The following is a 23,370-nucleotide window of genomic DNA, read 5'->3' as shown; positions in this document are numbered from 1 at the left end:
CCCCTCACGACCCGGCCTGCCGGTGCCAGGAGGCGATCAGGGTGCGGTTGCCGACGCCGAGCTTGTCGAGGATGTGGGAGATGTGGTTCTCCACGGTCCGCTCCGACAGGTGCAGGCGGCCGGCGATCTGGCGGTTGGTGAGGCCCTCCGCGATCAGCGCCGCGACCTGCTGCTCGCGCGACGACAGCGGGCCCGGTCCGCCCTCGCGTGCGAGGGCGCGGGCCCGCTCCGCCAGCGGCGCCATGCCGAGACGCTCGGCCAGACCTGGTCCAGGTGCGGGGCGACGCTCCGCCAGATCATGGCCGCCTCGTCCCGCCGTCCGAGATGCGCCAGGACGACCGCGAGCCAGGACCGGGCGAAGAACGGGCCGTGCTCGCTGAGCCGCCGGACCAGCGGCTCCACCTCGGCGAGGCCCTCCCCGGTGAGCATCGCGGCATGCGCGGCGAACACCAGGTCGAGATGCTCGGCGCCGCCGTGCCAGCAGCGCCGCCCGAGCGCGAGCGCCTCCGCCGCGAGGGCGCGCCCGTCGGCGAAGCGGCCCTCCGCCAACGCCACGGCCGCCCGGACGAGGAGCAGCCGCCACCGCCACAGCGGCTCGCCGGACCGTTCGACGTGCCCGCTGAACGCGGCCAGTTCCGCCTCGAACTCGACGCGGCACCCCTGTTCGGCGAACCCGTCCATGCGCCAGGCGTGCCCCCACAGGGCGGCCTCCGGCAGCGTCCAGCCGAGGAGCGCGGCGCGCTCGCCCAGCGCGAGGCGGTCCTGGACGTGGCGTCCGTTGGTCAGTTCGGTGTGCCGGGCCTGCAAGGCGAGCAGCCGCGTCTCCCGGACCGGGTCGGCGCCGTCGAGCAGCGCCAGCGCCTCACGGCACAGTGCGTGGACCTGCGCGGTCAGCGGGGAGAACGCGAGGTCGCGCGGCACCGTCGCGGCGTCGGCGACCACCCGCGCGTCACCGGTGGCGCGGCCGAGGTCGGCGGCCTCGCGGCAGTGCCGCCAGCCCTCCTCCACGTCGCCGCTGCGGAACTCGCAGCGCGCCAGCTCCACCAGCAGGCCGGCGCGGCGGGCGGCGGCGCCGGGCAGGGCGAGCGCCGCGCGGTACTGCGCCGCGGCGTGCTCGTGGGCGAGCCGGGAGGCGGCCTGCCGGGCGGCTTCGAGGGTCGCCTCCAGGGCGCGCGCGGCGTCGCCCGCCTCGCGCAGGTGGTAGGCGAGCGACTCGGCGGTGCCGTCCGCCCGCACCGCCTCGGCGGCCAGGGCGTGCAGCCGCTCGCGCTCGGCCGTGCCCAGCCGGGAGTAAAGGGCCTCCTGGACGAGCGCGTGGGAGAACCGGGCCGTCCCGCCGCACCGCCGCGGCGGCTTCCGGGCCGAGCCACCCGGCGCGCTGCTCGATCACGTCGCGGACGCCGCTCGGCAGGCCGTCGGCGTCGCCGGCCGCCTTGTGCAGCCGTAGCAGCTCCAGCACGAACAGCGGGTTGCCGCCGGAGCGTTCGCGCAGGCCGGCCAGGGCGCGGTCGTCCAGGTCGTGGCCGAGCTCGTCCGCCGCCAGCCGTCCCGTCTCGGCGGGGGTCAGCCCGCCCAGGGTCATGGGGGAGCAGCCCCGCCCGCGCAGCACCGGACGCAGGGCCTGGCCGGGGCGAAGGAGGCGGTCGCGATGGGCGTCTCGCCGACGTCGGGCGCGATGCCTGCGCAGGTCAAGGCCGCCGTCGTGGAGGTGAGCGGGCAGGCGTTCATGAACGGCGTCCACGTGGCCGTTCTGGTCACCGGCGTGCTGTGCGCGGTGGGCGCCGCCGTCGCCGCGATCGGCATCCGGCACCGCCCCGTGCACTGACCTCCGGGCCCCCCCCCCGCCCCCCGCCCCGGCCGGCGCGGCGGGGCCGAGGCGAGGACCTAGGTCGATGGGACCTCGCGGGTTGGGTCCGGCGGCCGACGCGCGACCGGGTGCGGCGCCGACAGCATGAGGTCCATGACCACCATCCGAGAAAGCGATGCCGTCGAGGCAGGGGAGCGGGATGCCGGCGGGACCCCGTCCTGGGTCGCCCTCCTCGCCGCGTCCACCGGGCAGTTCCTCGTCGTCCTGGACATCTCCGTCGTCAACGTGGCGCTGCCCGGCATGCGCGGCGGGCTCGGGCTCGGCGCCACGAGCCTGCAGTGGGTCGTCAACGCCTACTCGCTGGCCTTCGCCGGGTTCCTGCTGCTGGGCGGGCGCGCCGCCGACCTGTTCGGCCGCAAGCGGGTGTTCATCACCGGCCTCGGCCTGTTCACCGCCGCCAGCCTCGCGGGCGGCCTCGCGCAGGACGCCGGGATGCTCATCGGCGCCCGCGCCGTGCAGGGCCTCGGCGCCGCCATCCTCGCGCCCGTCACGCTGTCGCTGATCACCGGGACGTTCCCCGAGGGGCCGGCGCGGACGAGGGCGATCGCGATGTGGACGGCGGTCGGCACCGCCGGCGGCGCGACCGGCGGGCTCGTCGGCGGGCTGCTGACCGACTACCTCAGCTGGCGCTGGGTGCTGCTGATCAACGTGCCGATCGGCGCCGCCATCGCGGTCGTCGCGGCGCGGTGGCTGCGGGAGGAGGCCGCGGCCGCCGCCCGGCAGCGCCTCGACCTGCCCGGCGCGGTGCTCGTCACCGGCGGCGTCGGCCTGCTGGCCTTCGGCATCGGGCAGACCGAGCACCACGGCTGGACGTCGGCCGACTCGCTGCTGCCGCTGCTCGCCGGGCTCGTCCTGCTGGCGCTGTTCGTCCTCGTGGAGTCCCGGACGGCGCAGCCGCTCGTCCAGCTGCGGCTGTTCCGGCTGCGCAGCGTCGCGGTCGGCAACCTCGCCACCCTCGTCAGCACGATGGCGGGGTTCGCGCTCTGGTACTTCCTGTCGCTCTACATGCAGAACGTCCTGCACTACAGCGCCGTCCGGACCGGGGTGTCGTTCCTGCCGCACACCGCGGGCATCATCGTCGGCTCGAAGCTCGCGCCCACGCTGATGGCCCGGATGGACGCGCGGCTCCTCGCCGCCGGGGGCGGGCTGATGACCGCCGCCGGGTTCGCGTGGCAGAGCGCCGTCCTGGACGCGGGCGGGACGTTCGCCGGCTCCATCCTCGGCCCCGGCATCGTGATGGCGACCGGCTTCGGCCTGCTGATGACGCCGCTGGTGGAGGCGTCGACGGCCGGGGTGGGCCGCGCCGAGGCGGGCGCCGTCGCGGGCGTCGTCAACACCTCCCGGACGATCGGCGGCGCGATCGGCCTGACGATCCTCGCGACCGCGGCGGCCCGGTCGGGCGCCGACCTCGCGGGCGGCTACGCGACCGCGTTCCTGATCGCCGCGATCATCACGGCGGCGGGCACAGCGCTGGTCGCCTTCCTGCCGCGCACCCGGCGCTGACCTCAGGCCGAGGTACGGGAGGCGGCGGCGTGGCGGACGGCCCCGACCGCGACGACGGCCCAGACGGCGAGCGCCGGCCACAGCAGCACGCGGCCGAGCACGTTCAGCCAGTGCAGGCCGGCCACCGTCCCGGCCGTCATCGCGGCCGCCGCCGTCATGCCGAGCGGGAACACCGTCGACCAGCGGCGCCCGTCGTAGCCGGGCCGGGGCCGGCGGATCTCCGCGCAGAGCAGCAGGACGTACCAGGTGAACGCCACGGACAGGATCGTGAGCATCAGCCATTCCAGCGGGCGCGGCGCCGGCGGCCCGGCCGCGAGGGCGAGCTTCGCGCAGGCGAGCGCCGAGATGGACAGGGCGCCCGCCAGCACCCAGTGGTCGCCCGCCCCGTCCAGCAGCTGGCCGAAGTCGAACCGGCTGAGCACGAACACGTACAGGACGAGGCCGAGGGCGAGCAGCGCGCCCGCCGGCCAGAGCAGCCAGCGCACCGAGAGCTGCTTGGACAGCGTGGACGACAGCACCACCAGCGACTGCGTCGACACCGCCACCAGGTAGGCCGAGCCCGGCAGTCGCCGCTTGAGATGCCGCACCACCTGCGGCAGCAGCACCGCCCACACCACCACCATCAGCGCGAGCAGCGCCTCAGCCGCGACCTCGCGCTTGAACAGGAGAAGGCCGACGCCGAACACCCCGGTGCCCGCGACCATGGTCAGCGTGACCGGGCTGGACTCCTCCCTGCGCCGCCTGTCCCGCCCGCCCCGCAGCCGCAGGCCGAACGACACGGCCATCACGACCCACAGCACCGCCGTGACCGCGAGCAGGACGCGCGTCGCCCCCGTGAACCCGGCGAGGTCCAGCGCCACCGACACGATGCCGGTGGCCATGACCATCGCGCCCCACGGCTGAGGACCGCGCGCACTCTCTCCACCGCTCACCGGTCACTTCTACCCCTCGCGTTCGCGCGCACGCGAACCGGCCCCCGGCGAAGATCGGCGGTGTCAGGACACCAGCACCGGCGGCTCGGCGGCCTTGGACGGGGCGCGCCGCGCGAGGCGCCGGCCCATCCGCTGCCCGGGCGCCTCGATCCAGCGCTGGGACGCCCAGCCGGCGGCCAGCAGCACGGCGACGAAGACCAGCAGGCCCGGCACGTCCTCGCGGCCGGACCGGTCGAGGAACTGGGCCGACACCATCAGCAGCAGGGGATGCAGCAGGTACACCGAGAAGCTCATGGCGCCGAGGCTCGTCGCCCAGCGCGGGAACCGGCGGTGCCGCAGCAGCCAGGCCCCCGCGAACGTCGCCGTCGCCGTCACCACCGTCCCCGCCCAGACGAGCTGGGCGTGCCAGTAGCCGTGCATGTTCCAGACCCCGGCGGCGAGCGCGCCCGCCGGCACCAGCACCGCCGCCGCCCCGCCGGACCAGCGCGGGATCTGCCCGTGCTCCGCGCGGTAGACGGCGGTCCCGGCGAACATCAGCGCCATCATCGCCAGGCCCTGCCACGCGTCGACCCGGCCGTTCAGCGTCACCAGGACGGCCGCGAGCAGCCCGCCGAGCAGCCCGCCCGCGAGCCGCGCGCCCGGACGGCGCGACATCGCCGCCGCGACCGCCACCACCAGCGCGACGGAACCGGCCGCGACGACGACGCCGACCCCCGCCTTGCGGGACAGCAGCCCGGACAGCAGCCACGGCTGCAGCAGCCCGCCGACCGCCAGCGCCGCCGCCGCGATCCCGACGGACAACGGCGCCGACCGCCGGTGCGCGCGCACCACGAACAGCGCCACGACGAGCAGGTAGAACGCCATCTCGTACGACAGCGTCCACAGCACGTTCATCGCGTTCGGCACGGCGAGGAGGTCCTGCATCATCGTCATGTGCGCGAGGACCGCCGTCACGGGGTGGTAGTGCTCCAGCCCCGCCCGCAGGCCCAGCACGCCCAGCAGGAACGGCAGCACCGCGAGGAAGGACGCCACCGCCAGCAGCGGGTAGATGCGGAAGAACCGGCCGATCCAGAACCCGCGCACGCTCTCCCGCCGCTCCAGCGACGCCGGGACGATGTACCCGCTCACCAGGAAGAAGACCAGCACCCCGTAGGTGCCGGGGTCGAACCAGCCCTGCAGCGAGATCCGGACGTCCGGCAGGTACACGTACGTGGCGTGGTGGAGCGCCACCGCCAGCGCCGCCCACCCCCGCAGCACGTCCAGCCACCCGAGCCGCGTCGCGGGGGTGGAAACGCCTAAGGGCGGGATCATTCCGACAGGTTAGACCTGCGTGGAAGAAACGCCGCGAATTTTGTCAAGATCTCCAGAAAACCCCCAGACTCGCCGTCGCCGGACCGGCCCCCGGTCGCGAGCCGTCATCGGTGAGGATCGTGGATGTCGGGATACGTTCCCTATCGCCAGGGGATGACAGAGGTGGCGCGGTTCCCGAGCGACCCGGCTTGATTTGGACTGAGCAGCATCATTGACGTGTGCTGCGCCATACTGCTAGAAACAGGGCGCGGCAAGATAGGTTACGTATCGATGGACAGGAGCGGCCCGTGAGCGAGGAGTCCGGCCGGTCCCCGGCGGCGGACGCGCGGGACGAGGCGGCGGCCGAGAACCGCCGGCTGAGCAGCCCGAACGCCCGCTACGGCGCGCGCCTGCGGCGGCAGTCCTCGGCCTCGGTGCTGCTCAACGCGGTGATCGAGGCGGACCGCGCCAACCTCGACCACACCATGACCGCGCTGCAGGCCGACGGGACGCTGGAGCAGGCCGCCGCGCGGGTCGTCGCGGCCCGCCGCCGCTTCGTCCTCGGCAGCGCCAAGAGCCGCGCGCACGCGGCGCTGCTGCACCTGGAGCTGTCGGCCAGCCTCGCCGGGGTCACCCTGATCGACGATTCCGCCGTGCGGGCCATCGACGTGCTCAGCGACGTCCGGCCCACGGACGTGCTCATCGCGTTCTCGTTCCGCCGGTACGCCCGCCCCACCATCGTGGTGGCGTGCGAGTTCGCCGCGGCGGGCGGGCACGTCGTCGCGATCACCGACGACGCGGGCAGCCCGCTGGCCGCCGCCGCGCACACCACCGTGGTGGTGGACACCGGAAGCGCGTCCTTCAGCGACTCCCCGACCGCGATCTCCGCCGTCGTGCACGCGCTGGCCACGCTCACCGCGGCCAGCGCGAAGGGTGCGCGGCGGCGGCTGGCCAGGCGCGAGGGGCTGGCGCGGGCCCTGGCGATCTACTCCGACGAACGAGGGGGCGCGGACGGATGAGGCACGCGACGCACGCGAGGCACGTGAGACACGAGGCGGACGACGTCGTCATCACCGGCGGCGACGTGCTGGACGGCACCGGCGCGCCGGCGCGGCGGGCCGACGTGGTGGTGCGCGAGGGCGTGATCCGCGACGTCGTCCCGCCGGGCAAGACGCACGAGGGCCCGGAGCTGGACGCGACCGGCCTGGTCGTCGCGCCCGGCTTCATCGACCTGCACTCGCACGCCGACTTCACCGTCCAGGAGCGTCCGGCCGCCGAGACGGCCGTGCACCAGGGCGTGACGACGCTGCTCGGCGGCAACTGCGGGTTCTCTCCGTTCCCGGTGGCCGCCGAGGCCGAGGAGCTGCGCGGCGCCGCCGGGTTCCTGGCGTCCGGCGTCGACTTCGAGTGGAGCGACCTGGACGGCTACGCCCGCGCCGTCGAGGCGGACCGGCCGGCGATCAACCTGGCGACGCAGGTGGGGCACCAGGCGCTGCGGACGCTGGTGATGGGCGCCGACGAGCGCCCCGCCACCGCGGACGAGCTGGCGCGGATGCGCTCGCTGCTGGCCGCCGCCGCCGAGCAGGGCGCGTTCGGCTTCTCCACCGGGCTGATCTACGCGCCGGGGTCGTACGCCTCGTCCGCCGAGGTCGCGGCGCTCGCCACCGAGGCGGCGGCGCGCGGCCTGCTGTACTCCACGCACATGCGCAACGAGAGCAACGAGCTGCTCGCGGCGGTCGACGAGGCGCTGGACGCGGCGCGCCGGTCGGGCGCACGGCTGGAGATCTCCCACCTCAAGGCGATGGGCCCGGCGAACCACGGCGCCGTCCACGAGGCGCTGGCGAAGATCGAGGCGGCCCGCGCCGAGGGCGTGGACGTCGCCGCCGACGTGTACCCCTACACCGCGTCGTCGACGACGCTGACGTCGCGGCTGCCGGGCTGGGCGATGGACGGCGGCGCCGCGCGGCTGCTCGAACGCCTGATGGAACGCTCCACCCGGAGCCGGATCGCCGCGGAGCTGCGCGGCCGGTTCGGCCGCGACATCGACCCGGCCGGCGTGGTCGTCGCCGGGCTGCCGGACGGCCCCTACTCCCGGTTCATCGGCCGCAGCCTCGCCGAGATCGGCGAGGAGATCGGCACGGACCCGGCGGAGGCGGCGCTGGAGCTGCTGGCCGCGCACAACGCGACCGTCTCGATCGTCAACCACGCGATGTCCGCCGGCGACGTGTCGGCCGTCCTCGCGCACCCGCTGGTCAGCGTGGCCAGCGACGGCTGGACGCTCGCGCCGTCCGGCGAGGGCCGCCCGCACCCGCGCAGCTTCGGCACGTTCGCGCGCGTGCTCGGCCGCTACGTCCGGCAGGACGGGCTGCTCACGCTGCCCGAGGCCGTCCGGAAGATGACCTCCCTGCCCGCCGCGCGGCTCGGGCTGGCCGACCGCGGCGAGATCCGGCCGGGCCGCGTGGCCGACCTCGCCGTGTTCGCCCCGGACGCGGTGATCGACAACTCCGACTTCGCAGATCCCTGGCGGCTCGCCACGGGTGTGCGGCACGTGCTCGTGCGCGGCGTCCCCGTGCTGCGCGACGGCACGGCCACCGGCGCGCGTCCCGGACGCGTGCTGCGCCGTGCCGGCTGAGCGCGCATTCTTCCGGATCCCCCCGGGATCCCCGTTGAACAGGAGCGCGATTGAGTAGCGCTGTCACGCTCGGCGGACGGCTCGACCGCAGGCAGCTCACCGCGGTGGTCTGCTTCGCGATCTGCGTCGTCGCGGGCATCGTGCTGGCCGTCGCAGGCGGCAAGGCCGGCATCTGGGGCCTCGTCCCCATCATCATGTACGCGGTCCTCGCGCTGCTCGGCGTCGACGTCGTGCTGGCCACGATCGGCGCCGTCATCGTCGCCGCGATCATGACCAGGACCGCGCCGGTGCCGCTCGGCGAGCAGCTCGCCACGTCCATGGGCTCGCTGGTCGCGGTGATCGGCCTGATCATCCTGCTCGGCGCCGGCCTCGGCCACGTCGCGCAGGAGACCGGCGCCGCGCAGACCCTCGTCCGGACGGTGATGGGCCGGATCGGGCTCAGCACCCCGACCCGCGTCCAGCTCGGCGTCATGGTGTCGTCGCTGGTCATCGTGGGCGCGCTCGGCACCCTCGCCGGCGGCAACGCGATCATCGCGCCGATCGTCATCCCGATCGCGGCGCGGATGGGGTGGCGGCCGCCGGCCGTCGCGGGGATGTTCCACGCGGCGGGCGCGGCCGGGCTGATGCTCGGCCCGTTCACCCCTCCGGTCGTGACGATCACGGCCGCCGCGAAGCTGTCCTACGGCGACTACCTGCTGCACGCGGGCCTGCCCGTCGGCGCGATCACCCTCGTGACCGGGTTCTTCATGGCCCGCTGGATCCAGAAGCACACCGACCAGGAGTACGCGCCGGAGGACGCCGCCAAGGACGACGACGCCGACGCCGCGCCGGACAGGCGCGGGCAGTGGGCCGCGCTCGCCTTCATCGCCGTGCTCATCGCGCTCGCCGTGTACGGCGTGTGGGTCAAGGCGGGGTACTCCTACGCGCTGGTCGTCATGGTCGTCACCGCCGCCGCGACCGGCCTGGCCGGCGGTCTCGGCGCCAAGGGGACGGCGGAGGCCGTCTATGCGGGCGCGGCCCGGCTGATCTGGCTGTTCATGCTGTTCTGGCTGCTGGACCCGCTGCTGACCCTGGTGCAGAAGACCGGCGCGTTCGACACGATCTTCGACCACCTCAAGGACGTCATGCCGGACGTCGGCCCGTACGTGTTCCTGCTGCTGGTGGTGCTTCTCGGCTACGTGCACGCGGTGCCCGGCGCGGCGGTCGCCCAGGTCGTCCTGATCAACAAGCTGTTCGGGCCGCTGGTGACGTCGCTGGGCGTGCCGCCCGCCGCGTGGGCGGTGTCGCTGCTCGGGACGGCGCAGATCGACCAGCTCGGCCCGTACCCGACCGCGGACATGATGGGGCAGATGGGCCTGGCCCGCTCCAGCGATCTGCGGATGATGCTGTTCAACGGCTGGGCGATCATGGTCGCGAACACGGCCGGGTTCCTGGTGCTGTTCGCGATCCTGCTTTAATCCGACGAAGCCGGCCCGGGGGTGTGGGGGGCCGTCCCCCCTCGGGAAGAACTGCCCCTGGGAGGCCTGACATGCGCGGCGAACTCGACGGGCTGGTGCGGCGGGCGGACCGCCTGGGCGGGACGCTCGGCGTCGTCGCGCACGACCTCGGCACCGGCGAGCGCGCGGAGATGAACGCCGGCCGCCGCTTCACCTCCGCGTCGGTGATCAAGCTCGCGGTCATGGCGACGGTGCTGGCGGAGGCGGGGGCCGGCGGCCTTTCGCTTGACGACCGGGTGCCGGCGCCGCCGGACGCCCGGGTGCCCGGCAGCGGCGTCATCAAGGACCTCGCGGACGCTGCGGAGTTCAGCGTCCGCGACCTGGTCACCCTGATGATCATCGTCAGCGACAACACCGCGACCAACCTGCTGATCGACCTGGTCGGGAGGGACGCGGTGAACGCCTGGTGCGCCCGCCGCGGCCTGCACGGCACGGTGCTGGCCCGCGTGATGATGGACGCTGCGGCCCGCGAGCGCGGCGACGAGAACCTCACCATCCCGGCGGACGTCGCCGCGCTGCTGACCGGCCTTGTCAGGGGCGAGCTGCTCGGGGAGGAGGGCACCGCGTTCGCGCTCGACGTGCTGGCCCGCCAGCAGGTCAACGACCGCCTGCCCCGCCACCTCCCGCCGGGCGTGACGCTGGCCCACAAGACGGGCGAGCTGGCGTCCGTCTGCCACGACGCCGGGATCGTCCTCGCCGAGGGCCGCGACCCGATCATCCTCGTGGCCATGACGGAGGGCATCGACAGCGAGCACGAGGCCGCCGCCCTCATCGCCGAAACCGGCCGAGCCGTCTACACCGCGACCGGCCTCACACCCCCGCCCCACCCGTCCCCGACCCACCCGTCCCCGACCCCGTAATCGTTGACTTGCGGCGAGTCGTCGTTATGAGCCGCGCCATAACGACGACTCGCCGCAACTCAACGTGGGGTGTGGAAGGTCTCGGTCGCCTGGGCGCGGATCAGGGATTCGTCGACCTCGTGGCCCAGGCCGGGCGCGGACGGCACGGGCACCGTGCCGTCGGTCGCGCGGATGGGCGGGGCCACGATGTCGTGGGCGTAGTACTTGTCGGAGCCGGACACGTCGCTGGGCAGGTCGAAGCCGGGCAGGGACGCGATCGCGACGTTCGCGGCGCGGCCGACGCCGAACTCGTGCATGCCGCCGCACCACACCTTCCAGCCGGCCGCCACGGCGCGGTCGTGCGCCGCGCGGGCCGCCGTGAGCCCGCCCATCCGGGACACCTTGACGTTCAGGATGCTCCCGGCGCTCAGCGCGATGGCCGTGTCGAGCTGGTCCAGGTCGTCGACCGACTCGTCCAGGCAGACGGGCGTGCCGATCGTGGCGGCGAGGCGGGCGTGCGCGGCGAGGGCGCCCGGCGCGAACGGCTGCTCGATGAGCAGCAGGCCGAGCCCGTCCAACTCCCGCATGGTCGCCAGCGCTTCGAGCGACTCGGGGTAGACGCCGTTGGCGTCGACCTGGACGGCCAGGTCCGGGTACGCCTCGCGGACGGCCCGCGTCGGCGCCACGTCCCAGCCGGGCGCGATCTTCAGCTTGATGCGCCGGTAGCCGTCGGCGGCGTGCCGCCCGACCTGCGCGAGCAGGTCCTCGACGGTCGGCTCGATGCCCAGGCTGACGCCGGCGGCGATGCGCTCGCGGGTGCCGCCGAGCGCGGCGGCGAGCGAGGCGCCGGTCGTGCGGGCCCACAGGTCCCAGCAGGCGATGTCGAGCCCGGCCTTGGCGAAGTGGTGGCCGCGGACCCGCGCCCAGGAACGCCCCGCCTCGGACGGGTGGTCCCACTCGGCGCCGACCAGCGCGGGCGCGAGGTAGCGGCGCAGCATCATCCAGCAGGTGTCGACGGTCTCCGGGCAGTAGTACGGGTCGCTCGGCGAGGCGATCTCGCCCCAGCCGGCGGCGCCGGAGCCGTCGGTGACCCGGACGACGATGTGCTCGAGATGCGACTTGCGGTGCGAGCTGGTCTGGAAGGTGTGGACGAGCGGCAGGCGCAGCCGGAACGCCTCGACGGCGGCGACGGCGGGCATCAGTTCTTCTCCTGCGGGTCGGGGACGAACCGGTAGACGGCGGTGTCGCCGGAGGCGACCTTGCACGAGACGGCGGCGTAACCGGCTGCGACCAGGCGGCCCATGACGTCCGCGACGCGTTGCCGGAGCGCGACGGAGGCGGCCCGGTCGGCGGCGACGTGGGCGTCCCAGTCGCCGGGCAGGCCGAGCAGCACGGCGTCCCCGTCGCGGGCGGTCTCGCCCCAGGGCACGCGCGGCGGCGCGGGCGCCCGGCGGGGCGCGGAGTCCGGATCGGCCGTCAGGTCCCATTCGACGATGAGGCGGTCGGTGCGCATGCCGCGGTCGCGGCCGACGTCCTCGACGCCCAGCAGGTTCGGCTCGAACCAGCGCGCGACCGCGCCGAGGACGTCGAGGTTGAAGTGCGCGTTGCGGGTGCGGGCCGGGTCGAACGACCAGCGCATCGCGGTGACGCCGGTGGACAGCACCTGCTCGCGCTGCCCGAGCTTGAGGGCGCGGCCGACGCCGCGGCCCTGCTGGTCGTCGCGGACGGCGGCCATCTGCGAGTAGTGGTAGACGGCGCCGGACGGGTCGATGCCGCCGAAGCCGTAGGCGAACCCGACGAGCTCGCCGCCGTCGAACGCGCCGACGACCGACCCGCCGTTGTGCGCGAGCGAGATGAGCAGCCGCGGGCTGACCGCGGGGTCGGTCTCGCCGAGCCGGAACACCTCGCGGTACAGGGCGACCGCGGCGCGCATCTCCGCGGGCCCGGACAGGGGCCGCACGTGGACGGCCGGGGATCTCACAGGCATCGCATCGCTTACTGTCAGCACATGTCCTGACCTAGATATGTTGTAGATCTATGTCCTCGTTGTAGCATCACGCCTTGTCAGCGTCAAATATTGCGAGGATCATGACAGATATACGATTCGTATGTTCGTCAACGATCTTCGGGAGCCGGAGGGACATGACCGCGCTGGACCCTGCTGCCGCCGCCCGCATCACCGAGGCCGCCGCCGCTCTTCTGGACCCTTCCCGCGCCCGCCTGCGCGAATACGCCCTCGCCGAGTCGCCCAGCGGCGACGCCGCGGCCCTGGCCCGCTGCGCCGGCCTGGTCGAGGCCGGGCAGGCCGCCGCCGGCGGCCGGGTGCGCCGGGTGCCGTCCCCGGGCGGCGACCATCTGGTCACGTCCTGGGGCCCGGACGGTCCCGGGCACCTGCTCGTGGTCGGCCACTACGACACGGTCTGGCCGGTCGGGCGACTCGCCGACATGCCGTACACCGACGACGGCACGACCATCACCGGCCCCGGCGTCTTCGACATGAAGGGCGGCCTCGTCGCGCTGGAGACCGCCTTCCAGGCGCTCGACGCCGCCGGGATCGCGGTGCCCGCGCCCGTCCGCGCCGTCGTCGTCGCGGACGAGGAGGTCGGCAGCCCCACCGGCCGCGCGCTGGTCGAGGCCGAGATGGAGGGTGCCGCAGCGGTCATCGGCCTGGAGTCGCCGCACCCCGACGGCGCGCTGAAGTCCGCGCGGCGCGGCAGCACCCGCGTCGCGCTGCGGGTCCGGGGCCGCGAGGCGCACGCCGCCCTCGACCCGGGCCGCGGCGTGTCCGCGATCGACGAGCTGCTCGACCAGCTCGCCGCCGTCCGCGCCGCCGTGCCCGACGACGGGACGACCCTGCTCAACATCGGCCGGATCGAGGGCGGCAGCCGCGCCAACGTGATCGCCGGGGACGCCTGGGCGGAGATCGGCCTCCGCTTTACCGACGCCGGATCCGAGCGCCGGATGCTGGACGTGCTCCGCGCCGCCCGCCCGGTCAGGGACGGCGCGCAGGTCGAGGCCGAGGTGCTGACGTCCCGCCCGACCTGGCAGGACGACCCGGCCAACCCGCTGCTGGCGCACCTGGCGGAGGTGGGCGCCGCGCTCGGGCAGACCGTCCGGGGCCGCCCGGCGGCGGGCGCGGGCGACGCGAACCTGCCCGGCTCCCGCGGCCTGCCCACGCTCGACGGCCTCGGCCCGCGCGGCCGGGGCGCGCACGCCGCGGACGAGCACATCCAGGTCGCCGACCTGTCCCGCTGCGCCGCCCTCCTCGCCGCGCTGATCGCCGCGCCTTTCCGGCCCTGACCCGCCCACAAGGTCAGAAACCGGGTCGACGTCGCAAGCCGGGCGGGCAAGACTCGACCTTGTGAAGATCAGGCTCGCGGGCGGAGTCGTCGCCTCGGACATGGGCGCGTGGACGGCGGGGCCGTCCGGCGCCCCGGCCCGGGTCGCCGGCGGGGCCGTCGCGCAGCCCGGCGCGCCCGTCGCGCTGGGGCCCGCCGGCGCGTCCGGCGCGGACGTCCGGCATGCCGTCGAGGAGCTGTCCGCGCTGGTCGAGGCCGGTGGAGTGGTCGCCGCGGGGGCGGGCGCCGACCTCGGCGCCGGATTCCGCTCCGCCCGCCTGGAGGGGGCGCGCGGCGACCAGCGCGACGCGGTCCTCGCGGCGTTGCGGGCGCTCGGGCTAGAGCACGCGGACCGGCTGGGGGACCGGACCCGGTTCCTGGTGGCGCTGTTCGGCCCGTCGGTCACCAGGCGGGTGGGTGCGGCGGCGGCGAAGGCGGCCGGTGACGGGCGGTGGGCCGCGCTGCGCCTGGCGTCCGCCGCGAGCGACGTCCTCGGGCCCGAGCAGCTGGAACGCGTCCTCGACCTGGACGGACCTGACACCGCCGTGCCGGGGGCGCCGTCCGTGCTCGGCGGCTACCTGCGCCGGGTGCTGGACGGAGTGCCGCGCCCCCGCCGGCTCGACCTGCTCCTCGACCTGTGGTCGGAGGTGCTCGGGCACCAGGAGCGGCTCGGCCGCCGCGACCGCCGCCTGGCCACGCAGAGCCGCCGCGACCGGCTCGCCGACCTGCGCGAACGCCGCGTCCGCCACGAGGACGAGGTGGTCGTCGGATGGTTGAAGGGCGAGCTCGGGCACGAGCCCTCGCTCGCGGACGCCGCGCGGTGGACGCCGCCCGACGCCTACTGGCGCGACCAGCTCGTCCGGATGTTCCAGGACGCGATCGCCGCCACCGCTCTGCTGCGCACCGCCGTCGCGGTCGCCGACCACGGCTTCGAGGAGGGCCTGGCGCGCTCGGCGGCGCTCCTCGGCGCCGTCATCGAGCGGTGTCCCGCGTGGACCGGCGGCCGCGGCCGTTCCGGCGGGCTGCCCGCCCGGCCCACCGTCCCCGTGGGCGAGATCCACCGCAGGCTGTCCGCCGGCAAGCCGGTCGACGCCCGGCTCATCGGCTTCGTGAAGCCGCGCCTGACCCGCGCCAAGGAGTACGGCATCCTCGTCATCGAGACCGTCGAGGCGGTCATGGACCGGATGATCGGGCACCAGGACGATCCGCTGCGCGACTGGGGCGCGCACGACCTGCGCGGCTGGCGCGCCGCGTCCGGGTACAGCGCGGTGCGGCCGCTCGCCGGATGGGGCGGCATCCCGCCGTGGACCGGCCCGATCCTCGGCGACCGCGAGCCGCTGCGCGAGCGCGAGGAGCTCGTCGGGGACCTGCTCTGGTACGTCGACCTGATCGACGCGCTCGCCCAGCTGCACGGGCACGACGCGGCGCGCTCGGTGGACGGCACCGGCGCCCCCTGGTTCGACTACGACCCGCCGCCGCTGGAGGAACCGGAGCCCCTCACGCCCCGGCTCGACTCGGTGACGCTGGCGGTGTCCGGCGCCGCGCAGCTCGTCGCGCTCGGCGGCGTCCCGCCGAAGGGCGTGCGCACCTGGACCGGGTTCACCGAGGGCCTGACCGCCGGGACGGCGATCAGCGAGGCGCTGACCGGCGAGTTCAAGGTCCCGCCCGCGCTGGCCGCCCGTGAGGGAGCGGCCGTGCCCGGCGCGAAGGTCCGCGTGAGGGTGGCCCGCAGCGCTCGCGACCTCGCCGAATGGTCGGACCACATGGGCAACTGCATCGCCAGCCCGTGGTACGTCGACGACGCCCGCGAGGGACGCGTCGCCCTGGTCGGCCTCTACGACCAGGACGGCGTGCTCGTCGCCAACGCCGAGGTGAGCCCGCGCCGCCCGCAGTCGCGCGGCTGGCATGTCACCGAGATCGCGGCGCGCTTCAACGGGGCGCCCGACACCGAGCTGGAGCGCCGGTTCCGCGCGTGGGTCGACGCGATCCCCGGAACGAGGCCGCCCGAGGAGCCGGTGCCGGAGGAGGTCCCACCCGTCCGGACGCCGCGCCGGCGGCCAGCGCCGCGCCTGGTCGAGGAGGTGGGACCGGCGCTCGGCGACCTCGCCCGCGCGGCCTGGGACGGCACCCGCCCCGGGACGCTGGAGGTGTTCGCCGCGCTCGCCGCGACCCCGCCGGACGCGGCGCTCACCAGGCTTCGCCGGCTCGGGTCCGCGCAGCTCACCGCCGCCGTCCGCCGCGCGCTCGGCACCGGGTCCGTGACGCTCGCCGGGCTGTGGGGCGCGACGGGGGAACGGCCGCTCGCCGCCGCGCTGGAGGGTCTCGATCCGGCCTTGCGGCAGCGCTACGACCAGCTTCCTCTGCTGCTTGGAGAGCCACCGCTGCCGAAGACGCTGCGCAGGCTCGTCCGGCTGCCGGCGATCGCCGACCCGTACGCCCTGGACCTGGTCGCGCGCCGGGTCCGCGCGGCGGTCGGGAGGCTGGCCGTCCAGGACGACCCGGCCGTCGCCCGCGCCGTGGCGCACCGGCCGACCGAGCCGCTGCTGTGCGCACTGGCCGTCCTCGTCACCTGCGCCGCGCCGGACGTCCCGCTCGCGACCGTCGTGCCGCCGCGCGAGATCGCCGTTCCCGGCTACCCGGCGACCACCCTCGAGGACGAGGACGGGCCGTGGCGGCGCGCGCTGCCCGACGCCGCCGAGCTCGGCGCCGACACCGGGCTGTTCTGGGACGAGGTCGCCGAGCACGGGCTGCGCGTCCCCGCGTCCTGGCTCGGGGCGGGCGGCTGGACCGCCCTGTGGTCGCGCGCCCACAGCCACCGCTGACGGCCGCCCCGCGGGCGATGAGCCCGCGGAACGGCCACCAACGAACCGCCTACTTCTTCGCCTCGGCCGCCTCCAGATCGGCCTTCGCGGCGCGCGGGCTCCACCGTCCGGCGAGCGGCAGCATCAGCGCGAAGAACAGCAGCTGCGCGACGATGCACACCCACCACCAGTGCTGCCACTGGTGCGGGGCGTCCGCCGCCGCCTGCTTGATGTCGGCGAGCTGGTGCATCAGCGCAGCCGAGGGCGCGTGGCCCGCCTCCTGCGCCGCCTTGGCCTCCGCGAGCTTCCCGGGGGCGTCGACCAGGGTGTTCGCGCTGCTCACCACGTACTGCAGCGCGAAGACGGAGCCGGCGACCGCGATCCGGGTCGTCCAGCCCCAGACGGCGAGCCCGTGCGCCATCAGCGCCGGGTTGCGCCGCTCGATCGTCTCGGTGAACGCCGCCATCCACGGCGCGTACGCGATGGCGAGGCCGACCGCCAGGAGGCTGACGATCGTTGCCAGCGCCGTGAAGCTGGTGTGCGGATGGGAGGCGCGGGTCAGGAACACGTACGTCATGACCACCGCGAGGACGGTCCCCCCGGCCATGAACGGCTTGCGCACCCGGGTCCGGTCGGACACGACCCCGACGATCACCAGCGCGATCGCGTCCATCGCCCAGTACCAGGTGTTGATGCCATTGGCGCGGGACGTGGAGAACCCGAACGTGGTGGTCAGGTAGATGGTGAAGAACCCGACCGCCGTGTAGTAGATGATCAGGAAGATCGAGATCCCGGCGGCCGGGGCGAGGATGTCGAACTTCAGCATCTGCGCCCACGGCCGGCCGAGGTCGGCGCTCGCCTCGGCCTGCGCCGCGTGCGCCTCCACCTTCGCGCGGTCGTCGGCGCTGACCATGACCTGGCTGCGCAGGCCGGGTTTCAGCTCCCGCAGGCCGCCGAGCGCGATCGCGAAGACGACGAGCCCGAAGGCGCCCATGATGTAGTACTGGCTGGCCCAGCTGTTGTCGAGGCGCTCCAGCGTCCGGTTCGCGACGAAGCTGACGATGAGGCTCGCGACGACCGGGCCGAGCGTCCAGAAGCCCATCGCGGACGCGCGGCCGAGCTGCGGGGAGAAGTCCCGGACCAGCGCGGGCGTGGCCACCAGGATCACCCCCTCGACCATCCCGATCACGGTGAGCAGGACGACGAACGCCCACTTGTTCGGCATCGACGGGATGAGCAGCGTCAGCACGCCGGTGACGCCGAGCCCGTAGGCGACCAGGTTCGCGCGGCCCCACTTGTCGCAGAGGCCGGCGGCGAGCGCGCCGAACGCGCCGACCAGCCCCCCGATGACCAGCGCGTTGACGTAGAAGAGGAACGACATCTCGAAGTGGGCGAGGACGAGCGGCGCCACGCCGCCCGTCACGTACTGCTCGCAGTACAGGACGATCGTGGCGAGGACGACCACCGCGAGGTACCACACGCGGGGGCCGGTTTCCGGATAGCGGTCGAGGTCGCGCTTCCAGAGGCGGTCGATCGCGGCTCTGGGTTCGGGGGCGGCCGGGTGATCGAGGGTGGTCATGGCACCTCTTTCCGGTTGTCCCGGCGGGGGGCTTTCGGGCCCGGTGGTTCTAGAAGCGAACTCTAGGTTCGGGTCCTTAAATTTTCCAGAGCAAAGTTCTAGAATCTCGATCTAGAACTCTCAACGAGGAGGGCGATGTCCACCGCCTCCAGGCCCGCACCGTCCAGGGCTCCGTCCAAGGCACCGTCCAAGGCCGTCCCGCGGCCCACCCCCGACACCCGGCCGTTCTGGGACGGCGCCGCCGCCGGCGAGCTGCGCGTCCAGCGCTGCCGAGCCTGCGCCCGGCACTTCTTCTATCCGCGCCCCGCCTGCCCGCACTGCGGCTCCGGCGACGTCGAGTGGGTGACCGCCACCGGGCGCGCCACCCTCCACTCGTACGTGATCAACCACCGTCCGGCGCCCGGCTTCGAGGACGAGGCGCCCTACGTCATCGCGATCGTCGAGCTGGAGGAGGGCGTCCGGATGATGAGCAACATCGTCGGCGTCCCCGCCGACCCCGGGCACCTGCCGCTCGACCTGCCGCTCCGCGTCGTCTTCGAGCGGCGCGGCGACGTCGAGCTGCCGCTCTTCACCCCGGTGGAGGAGGCCCGGTGAACATCGTCATCGCGGGTGCGGCCGAGACCGACGAGATCGGCCGGCTGCCCGACCACTCCACCCGGCAGCTCCATCTCGAAGCCGCCCGCAACGCCCTCGCCGACGCCGGGCTGACCAAGGACGACATCGACGGCGTCGCAGCCGTCGGCACCCCCGGCCCCGTGGAGATCGCGCATTCGCTGGGGATCGAGCCGGCATGGCTGGACGGCACGCAGGTCGGCGGCTCGTCGTTCCTGTTCCACGTCCGGCATGCCGCCGCCGCGATCCGCGCCGGGATGTGCGGCACCGTCCTCATCACGCACGGCGAATCGGGCCGCTCCCGCGTCGGCGCGCCCCGCTACGCCCGCTCGCCCGACTCGCTGAGCGGCCAGTTCGAGGCCCCGTACGGCGTGTTCGGCCCGACGAGCGCCTTCACCCTCACCGCGCTGCGGTACATGAAGGAGACCGGCCTCACCCACGAGCAGCTCGCCGAGGTCCCGGTGGCGCAGCGGCGCTGGGCGAACCACAACCCGCGCGCGATGTACCGCGAGCCGATCACGGTCGAGGACGTCCTCGCGTCCCGGATGGTCGCCTACCCGTTCCACCTGCTGGAGTGCTGCCTCGTAACCGACGGCGGCGGCGCGCTGATCGTCACGTCCGAGGACCGCGCCCGCGCGCTCGGCACCCGCCGCCCGCTCGTCCACCTGCTGGGGGCGGGGGAGTCCGCCGAGTCGCCGATCATCTCGCAGATGGCCGACCTGACCAGCTCGGCGGGGTTCCGCCGGGCGTCCCGCGCCGCGTTCGCGGAGGCGGGCGTCGGGCACGGCGACGTCGACCATGTGATGATCTACGACGCGTTCGCGCACCTGCCGATCTACGGCCTGGAGGACATGGGGTTCGTCGGGCGCGGTGAGGCGGGCGCGTTCATCGCCGAGGGCCACACCTCGCCCGGCGGCCGCCTCCCGCTGAACACCAACGGCGGCGGCCTGTCCTACACCCACACCGGCATGTACGGGATGTTCGCGATCCAGGAGGCCGTCCGCCAGCTCCGCAAGGAGGCCGCCGCGCAGGTCCCGGACGCGGAGGTCAGCGTGGTGCTGGGCAACGGCGGCATGTTCATGTCCGCCGCCGTGCTCGTCCTCGCTTCTCACCGCTGAGCCGCGGCGTGCCGCCCCCCGGGCTGGCCGTCATAGGGGGGCGACACGCCGCCACGGCGTCAGTTCCAGGTGATGAGGGCGTCGAGGACCTCGACCTCGGCGCCGTCGACGCGGAGCGGGTTGATCTCCAGCGCCTCGAGCCGGTCGCCGAGGGACGCGGCGACCGCGGCGACGCGCGACACCACGTCCGCGACCGCGTCGAGGTCGGCGGGCTTGGCGCCGCGCGCGCCGTTCAGCAGTGCGGCGCCGCGCAGCTCGCCGAGCGCCTCCCGGACGTCGCGGGCGTCCACCGGCAGCAGGCGCAGCGCGGAGTCGCGCAGCACCTCGACCCACACGCCGCCGAGCCCGACCGCGAGCGTGAGGCCCCACGCCGGGTCGCGGACGATCCCGGCGAGCAGCTCCACGCCGCCCGACCGCTGCGGCTGGACGAGCGCGCCCGCACCGGCGTGCCCCGCGAGCGCGGCCATGACCTCGCGGTAGGCGGTGCGGACCGCGTCCGGCCCGGCCAGGCCGAGGCGGACGCCGCCGATGTCGCTCTTGTGGGCGAGGCCGTCCGCCGCCGCCTTCAGGACGACCGGGTAGCCGAACCGGTCCGCCGCCGCGACCGCCGCGTCCTCGCCGCCGACCAGCTCGGACGGCACCACGGGCAGCCCGGCACCGGCGAGGAGCGCGGCGGCGCGGTGCTCGGCCCACACGCCGGACGCGCCGTCCACCGCGATGTGCTCGCCGGCCACCGGGCGCTCCGGGCGTTCCAATGCGCGCCGCCGCGCCGCCGACCAGCGGACGGCCGCGCCGATCGCCTGCATCCCGTGCTCGATCCCGCCCACCACGTGCGGGAACCCGGTCTTCTCCTGGACGGTCCGCCCGAACTCCGACACGTCGGTCAGCGTGTTGCCGACCACCACGACCGGACGCGGCGACGCGGCGATGCGCCGGGCGTGCGTCTCGAAGTTCGCCATCGGCACCGACGGGTCGGGCGGTGTGAATCGCGGCAGGTCGGTCAGCAGCATCACCGCGTCGATGCCCGGATCGGCGGAGACGATCTCCAGCGCGCGGCCGAGGAGCGTCCGGTCGATGAGCACGTAGCCGGTGACGTCCAGGGGGTTCTGCACGGTCGCGAACGGCGGCAGGATCTCTGCCAGCGCGGCGGCGGTCTCCGGGGCGTACGCGGGCAGTTCGAGACCCTCGTCCTCGGCCCGGTCGGCGATGATCTCCGACGCGCCGCCGGACGGGGTGACCACGCCGATCCGCGGGCCCGGCAGCGGCCCGGCCGAGGCGAGCAGCCCGGCGGTGACCATGAGGTCCTCCAGCGACCGGACCCGGAGCACGCCGAGCCGCCGGAACGCCGCGCCGACCACGCCGTCGTCGCCGACGAGCGCGCCGGTGTGCGCCCGCGCGGTGCGCGACGCCAGCCGGCTGCGCCCGATCTTCAGCGCGACGACCGGCTTGCCCGCCTCCAGCGCCCGCCGCGCCGCCCGCGCGAACGCGTCCGGGTCCCGCACCGACTCCAGGAACAGCGCGATGACCTTGGTCGCCGGGTCGTCCACCAGGTAGTCGATCACGTCCGGCACGGTGACCAGCGACTCGTTGCCCATCGAGGTCAGCAGGCTGAGCCCGATGTTGCGGGCCTGCGCGAACGCCAGCACCGAACTGGCCAGCGCGCCGCTCTGCAGGACGACGCCGACCGGCCCGCGCAGCAGCGGCGGCGGGATCGGCAGCCCGTACGGGGTGATCCCGGCGGCGGCGTTGATGTAGCCGTTGCCGTTCGGGCCGAGCACGGTCAGCCCCGCCTCCCGCGCGAACGCGACGACCTCGGCCTCCAGCCGCGCGCCGTCCTCGCCCGCCTCGCCGAACCCGGCGGTCAGCACGACGTAGTTCCTGATGCCGGCCCCGGCGCCGTCCCGCAGCACGGGCAGGACGGCGCGCGTCGGCACCATCACGTACGCGAGGTCGACCGGCCCGGGCAGCTCCGCCAGGCTCGGGTACGCCGCGTGCCCGTGCACGAGCCCGCCGCGCGGGTTGACGAGGTGGACGGGACCGGCGAACCCGTGCACCCGCAGGTTCCCGAACGTGCTCACCGACCAGCCGGACTTGTCGCTCGCCCCGACCAGCGCGATCGAGCCCGGATTGAACAGCGCGCGGACCCCGGCCCGCGGATCGCGAGAGGTCATCTCACTCCCCGATGGCGCCCAGGCGGACGTGCCCCCTGAGCAGGTTGCGGGCGATGGTCCGGCGCTGGATCTCGTCGGTGCCCTCGAAGATCCGCAGCAGCCGCAGCTCCCGGTACCAGCGCTCGATCGGCAGTTCCTTGGTGTACCCCATGCCGCCGTGGATCTGCAGCACCCGGTCCACGACCTGGTTCGCCATCGTCGCGCCGTTCAGCTTGGCGATGGACGAGGCGTGCCGCGCGTCCAGCCCCTCCTGCACCCGCCACGCCGCGTACAGCGTCAGCCACTTGGCCGCCTCGATCTCCACCTGCGAGTCGGCGATCATCCACTGGATGGCCTGGTAGTCGGCGATCGGGTGGCCCATGGACACGCGCACCTTGGCGTAGTCGACGGCCATCTGCAGCATCCGCTCGGCCGCGCCGATCGCCCGCGCCGGGATCATGTAGCGGCCCTGCCCGATCCACCGCATCGCCAGGTCGAAGCCCTTGCCGACCTCGCCGAGCACGTTGGCGGCGGGCACCCGGACGTCCTCGAACACCAGCGACGCCGGGCCCCACTCGCCCATGGTCGGGATCGGCTCGGACTTCCAGCCCATGTCCCGGTCGACGAGGAAGCAGGTCACGCCGCCGTCCGCGCCGAGGTCGGGGTCGGTCACGGCGAACACCATGACGAAGTCGGCCTCGTTGCCGCCGGTGATGAACGTCTTCTCGCCGTTGATGATCCAGTCGTCGCCGTCGCGCACGGCGCGGGTGCGGATGCTGCGGGCGTCCGACCCGGCGCCGGGCTCGGTGATGGCGAAGCAGGACCGCCGCTCGCCCTCGATCGTCGGGACCAGGTAGGCGCGCTTCTGCCGCTCGTCGCACGCGTACAGGATGTTGTCGGCGGTGCCGCCGAAGCTGAACGGGACGAACGTCCGGCCGGTCTCCATCGCCACGATCGCCGACATCAGCGGGCCGAGCGCGGCGCCGCCGTACTCCTCGGGCGTGTTGATCCCCCAGAACCCGGACCGGCGCGCCTTGTCGCGCAGGTCGCGCAGCACCCGCGGGTCGAGCCCCGGGCGCCCGGCGCGCTCGTTGCGCAGCACGTCCGGTTCGAGCGGCACGACCTCCCGCTCGACGAACGAGCGGACGGTGTCGCGGATCTGACGTTCCTCGGCGCTCAGCGAGAAGTCCATGGACCGGCCCTCCGATCAATC

General features: G+C 74.6%; 19 protein-coding genes. 10 read left to right on the top strand and 9 right to left on the bottom strand.

What is annotated here, in order from left to right:
• Positions 1 to 4 precede the first annotated feature (4 nt).
• Together ABD296_RS05075 and ABD296_RS05070 are read right to left on the bottom strand one after the other, a co-directional pair.
• On the bottom strand, positions 5 to 244 hold the full coding sequence (locus ABD296_RS05075) for a response regulator transcription factor (protein WP_344261953.1): 240 nt from the start codon (positions 242 to 244) through the stop codon (positions 5 to 7).
• Positions 154 to 1,236, bottom strand: coding sequence for an ATP-binding protein (locus ABD296_RS05070; RefSeq protein WP_344261951.1), 1,083 nt, complete (start codon positions 1,234 to 1,236; stop codon positions 154 to 156). The genes ABD296_RS05075 and ABD296_RS05070 overlap by 91 nt, the downstream gene beginning before the upstream one ends.
• Positions 1,237 to 1,519: 283 nt before the next feature.
• Between ABD296_RS05070 and ABD296_RS05065 the strand changes: the two genes are divergently transcribed.
• Positions 1,520 to 1,825, top strand: coding sequence for a hypothetical protein (locus ABD296_RS05065; protein WP_344261949.1), 306 nt, complete (start codon positions 1,520 to 1,522; stop codon positions 1,823 to 1,825).
• 135 nt (positions 1,826 to 1,960) lie between these two features.
• Positions 1,961 to 3,370, top strand: coding sequence for an MFS transporter (locus ABD296_RS05060; protein ID WP_344261947.1), 1,410 nt, complete (start codon positions 1,961 to 1,963; stop codon positions 3,368 to 3,370).
• Between the two features lie 2 nt (positions 3,371 to 3,372).
• On the opposite strand, the gene ABD296_RS05055 is transcribed toward ABD296_RS05060, so the two are convergent.
• The gene (locus ABD296_RS05055; RefSeq protein ID WP_344261945.1) at positions 3,373 to 4,302 is read right to left on the bottom strand and encodes a tellurite resistance/C4-dicarboxylate transporter family protein; all 930 of its coding nucleotides are present in this window, start codon (positions 4,300 to 4,302) and stop codon (positions 3,373 to 3,375) included.
• Between the two features lie 63 nt (positions 4,303 to 4,365).
• The gene (locus ABD296_RS05050) at positions 4,366 to 5,613 is read right to left on the bottom strand and encodes an acyltransferase family protein (RefSeq protein ID WP_344261942.1); all 1,248 of its coding nucleotides are present in this window, start codon (positions 5,611 to 5,613) and stop codon (positions 4,366 to 4,368) included.
• A 287-nt stretch (positions 5,614 to 5,900) separates the two neighbouring features.
• Here ABD296_RS05050 and ABD296_RS05045 point away from each other — a divergent pair, with 287 nt between their 5' ends.
• The 4 genes from ABD296_RS05045 to ABD296_RS05030 all read left to right on the top strand — a co-directional run bounded on the left by ABD296_RS05045 (position 5,901) and on the right by ABD296_RS05030 (position 10,580).
• Entirely contained in the window at positions 5,901 to 6,611 is a 711-nt protein-coding gene (locus ABD296_RS05045) for a MurR/RpiR family transcriptional regulator (RefSeq protein WP_344261940.1), read from the top strand.
• 23 nt (positions 6,612 to 6,634) lie between these two features.
• Positions 6,635 to 8,224, top strand: coding sequence for an N-acyl-D-amino-acid deacylase family protein (locus ABD296_RS05040; RefSeq protein WP_344261938.1), 1,590 nt, complete (start codon positions 6,635 to 6,637; stop codon positions 8,222 to 8,224).
• Between the two features lie 50 nt (positions 8,225 to 8,274).
• A complete protein-coding gene (locus ABD296_RS05035) occupies positions 8,275 to 9,681 on the top strand; it encodes an SLC13 family permease (RefSeq protein WP_344261936.1) in 1,407 nt (468 codons plus the stop codon).
• Positions 9,682 to 9,752: 71 nt separating this feature from the next.
• Positions 9,753 to 10,580 carry a serine hydrolase gene (locus tag ABD296_RS05030; RefSeq protein ID WP_344261934.1) on the top strand — a complete coding sequence of 276 codons (828 nt, stop codon included), beginning with the start codon at positions 9,753 to 9,755 and terminating at the stop codon, positions 10,578 to 10,580.
• A 59-nt stretch (positions 10,581 to 10,639) separates the two neighbouring features.
• Here ABD296_RS05030 and menC read toward each other — a convergent pair whose 3' ends face one another.
• Both menC and ABD296_RS05020 read right to left on the bottom strand, forming a co-directional pair.
• Positions 10,640 to 11,758, bottom strand: a complete 1,119-nt coding sequence (gene menC / locus ABD296_RS05025) for an o-succinylbenzoate synthase (RefSeq protein WP_344261932.1) — start codon at positions 11,756 to 11,758, stop codon at positions 10,640 to 10,642.
• Complete coding sequence (locus ABD296_RS05020; protein ID WP_344261930.1) at positions 11,758 to 12,546, bottom strand: GNAT family N-acetyltransferase; 789 nt, start codon at positions 12,544 to 12,546, stop codon at positions 11,758 to 11,760. Before ABD296_RS05020 ends, menC begins: the two co-directional genes overlap by 1 nt.
• A 155-nt stretch (positions 12,547 to 12,701) precedes the next feature.
• On the opposite strand from ABD296_RS05020, the gene ABD296_RS05015 reads away from it, so the two are divergent.
• Positions 12,702 to 13,859, top strand: coding sequence for a M20/M25/M40 family metallo-hydrolase (locus tag ABD296_RS05015; protein ID WP_344261928.1), 1,158 nt, complete (start codon positions 12,702 to 12,704; stop codon positions 13,857 to 13,859).
• A 61-nt stretch (positions 13,860 to 13,920) separates the two neighbouring features.
• Positions 13,921 to 16,719 (top strand): hypothetical protein, encoded by a 2,799-nt coding sequence (locus ABD296_RS05010; protein WP_344261926.1) that lies wholly within the window; start codon positions 13,921 to 13,923, stop codon positions 16,717 to 16,719.
• A gap of 49 nt (positions 16,720 to 16,768) precedes the next feature.
• On the opposite strand, the gene ABD296_RS05005 is transcribed toward ABD296_RS05010, so the two are convergent.
• Entirely contained in the window at positions 16,769 to 18,277 is a 1,509-nt protein-coding gene (locus tag ABD296_RS05005; RefSeq protein WP_344261924.1) for an MFS transporter, read from the bottom strand.
• A gap of 135 nt (positions 18,278 to 18,412) precedes the next feature.
• Here ABD296_RS05005 and ABD296_RS05000 point away from each other — a divergent pair, with 135 nt between their 5' ends.
• Together ABD296_RS05000 and ABD296_RS04995 are read left to right on the top strand one after the other, a co-directional pair.
• Positions 18,413 to 18,871, top strand: a complete 459-nt coding sequence (locus tag ABD296_RS05000; protein ID WP_344261922.1) for a Zn-ribbon domain-containing OB-fold protein — start codon at positions 18,413 to 18,415, stop codon at positions 18,869 to 18,871.
• Entirely contained in the window at positions 18,868 to 20,007 is a 1,140-nt protein-coding gene (locus ABD296_RS04995; RefSeq protein ID WP_344261920.1) for a thiolase C-terminal domain-containing protein, read from the top strand. Before ABD296_RS05000 ends, ABD296_RS04995 begins: the two co-directional genes overlap by 4 nt.
• Before the next feature lie 59 nt (positions 20,008 to 20,066).
• Here the strand turns inward: ABD296_RS04995 and ABD296_RS04990 are convergent, their stop codons facing one another.
• Entirely contained in the window at positions 20,067 to 22,178 is a 2,112-nt protein-coding gene (locus ABD296_RS04990) for an acetate--CoA ligase family protein (protein ID WP_344261918.1), read from the bottom strand.
• 1 nt (position 22,179) lies between these two features.
• Positions 22,180 to 23,349: an acyl-CoA dehydrogenase family protein gene (locus ABD296_RS04985; RefSeq protein ID WP_344261916.1), complete on the bottom strand. Its 1,170-nt coding sequence runs from the start codon at positions 23,347 to 23,349 to the stop codon at positions 22,180 to 22,182.
• Positions 23,350 to 23,370: the final 21 nt, after the last annotated feature.

This window comes from Actinomadura napierensis (assembly GCF_039529375.1).
In the GTDB taxonomy this organism is placed as follows: domain Bacteria; phylum Actinomycetota; class Actinomycetes; order Streptosporangiales; family Streptosporangiaceae; genus Spirillospora; species Spirillospora napierensis.
The sequence above is the reverse complement of the archived record's forward strand: the minus strand, read 5'-3'. Positions and strand labels throughout refer to the sequence as shown.

Bases quoted from the DNA above. Each gene is read 5' to 3' on its own strand.
- ABD296_RS05075 (WP_344261953.1), bottom strand. From the start codon at position 244: ATGGCGCCGCTGGCGGAGCGGGCCCGCGCCCTCGCACGCGAGGGCGGA.
- ABD296_RS05050 (WP_344261942.1), bottom strand. From the start codon at position 5,613: ATGATCCCGCCCTTAGGCGTTTCCACCCCCGCGACGCGGCTCGGGTGG.
- menC (WP_344261932.1), bottom strand. From the start codon at position 11,758: ATGCCCGCCGTCGCCGCCGTCGAGGCGTTCCGGCTGCGCCTGCCGCTC.
- ABD296_RS05020 (WP_344261930.1), bottom strand. From the start codon at position 12,546: ATGCCTGTGAGATCCCCGGCCGTCCACGTGCGGCCCCTGTCCGGGCCC.
- ABD296_RS05015 (WP_344261928.1), top strand. From the start codon at position 12,702: ATGACCGCGCTGGACCCTGCTGCCGCCGCCCGCATCACCGAGGCCGCC.
- ABD296_RS05000 (WP_344261922.1), top strand. From the start codon at position 18,413: ATGTCCACCGCCTCCAGGCCCGCACCGTCCAGGGCTCCGTCCAAGGCA.
- ABD296_RS04985 (WP_344261916.1), bottom strand. From the start codon at position 23,349: ATGGACTTCTCGCTGAGCGCCGAGGAACGTCAGATCCGCGACACCGTC.
- ABD296_RS05005 (WP_344261924.1), bottom strand. From the start codon at position 18,277: ATGACCACCCTCGATCACCCGGCCGCCCCCGAACCCAGAGCCGCGATC.
- ABD296_RS04990 (WP_344261918.1), bottom strand. From the start codon at position 22,178: ATGACCTCTCGCGATCCGCGGGCCGGGGTCCGCGCGCTGTTCAATCCG.
- ABD296_RS05030 (WP_344261934.1), top strand. From the start codon at position 9,753: ATGCGCGGCGAACTCGACGGGCTGGTGCGGCGGGCGGACCGCCTGGGC.
- ABD296_RS05060 (WP_344261947.1), top strand. From the start codon at position 1,961: ATGACCACCATCCGAGAAAGCGATGCCGTCGAGGCAGGGGAGCGGGAT.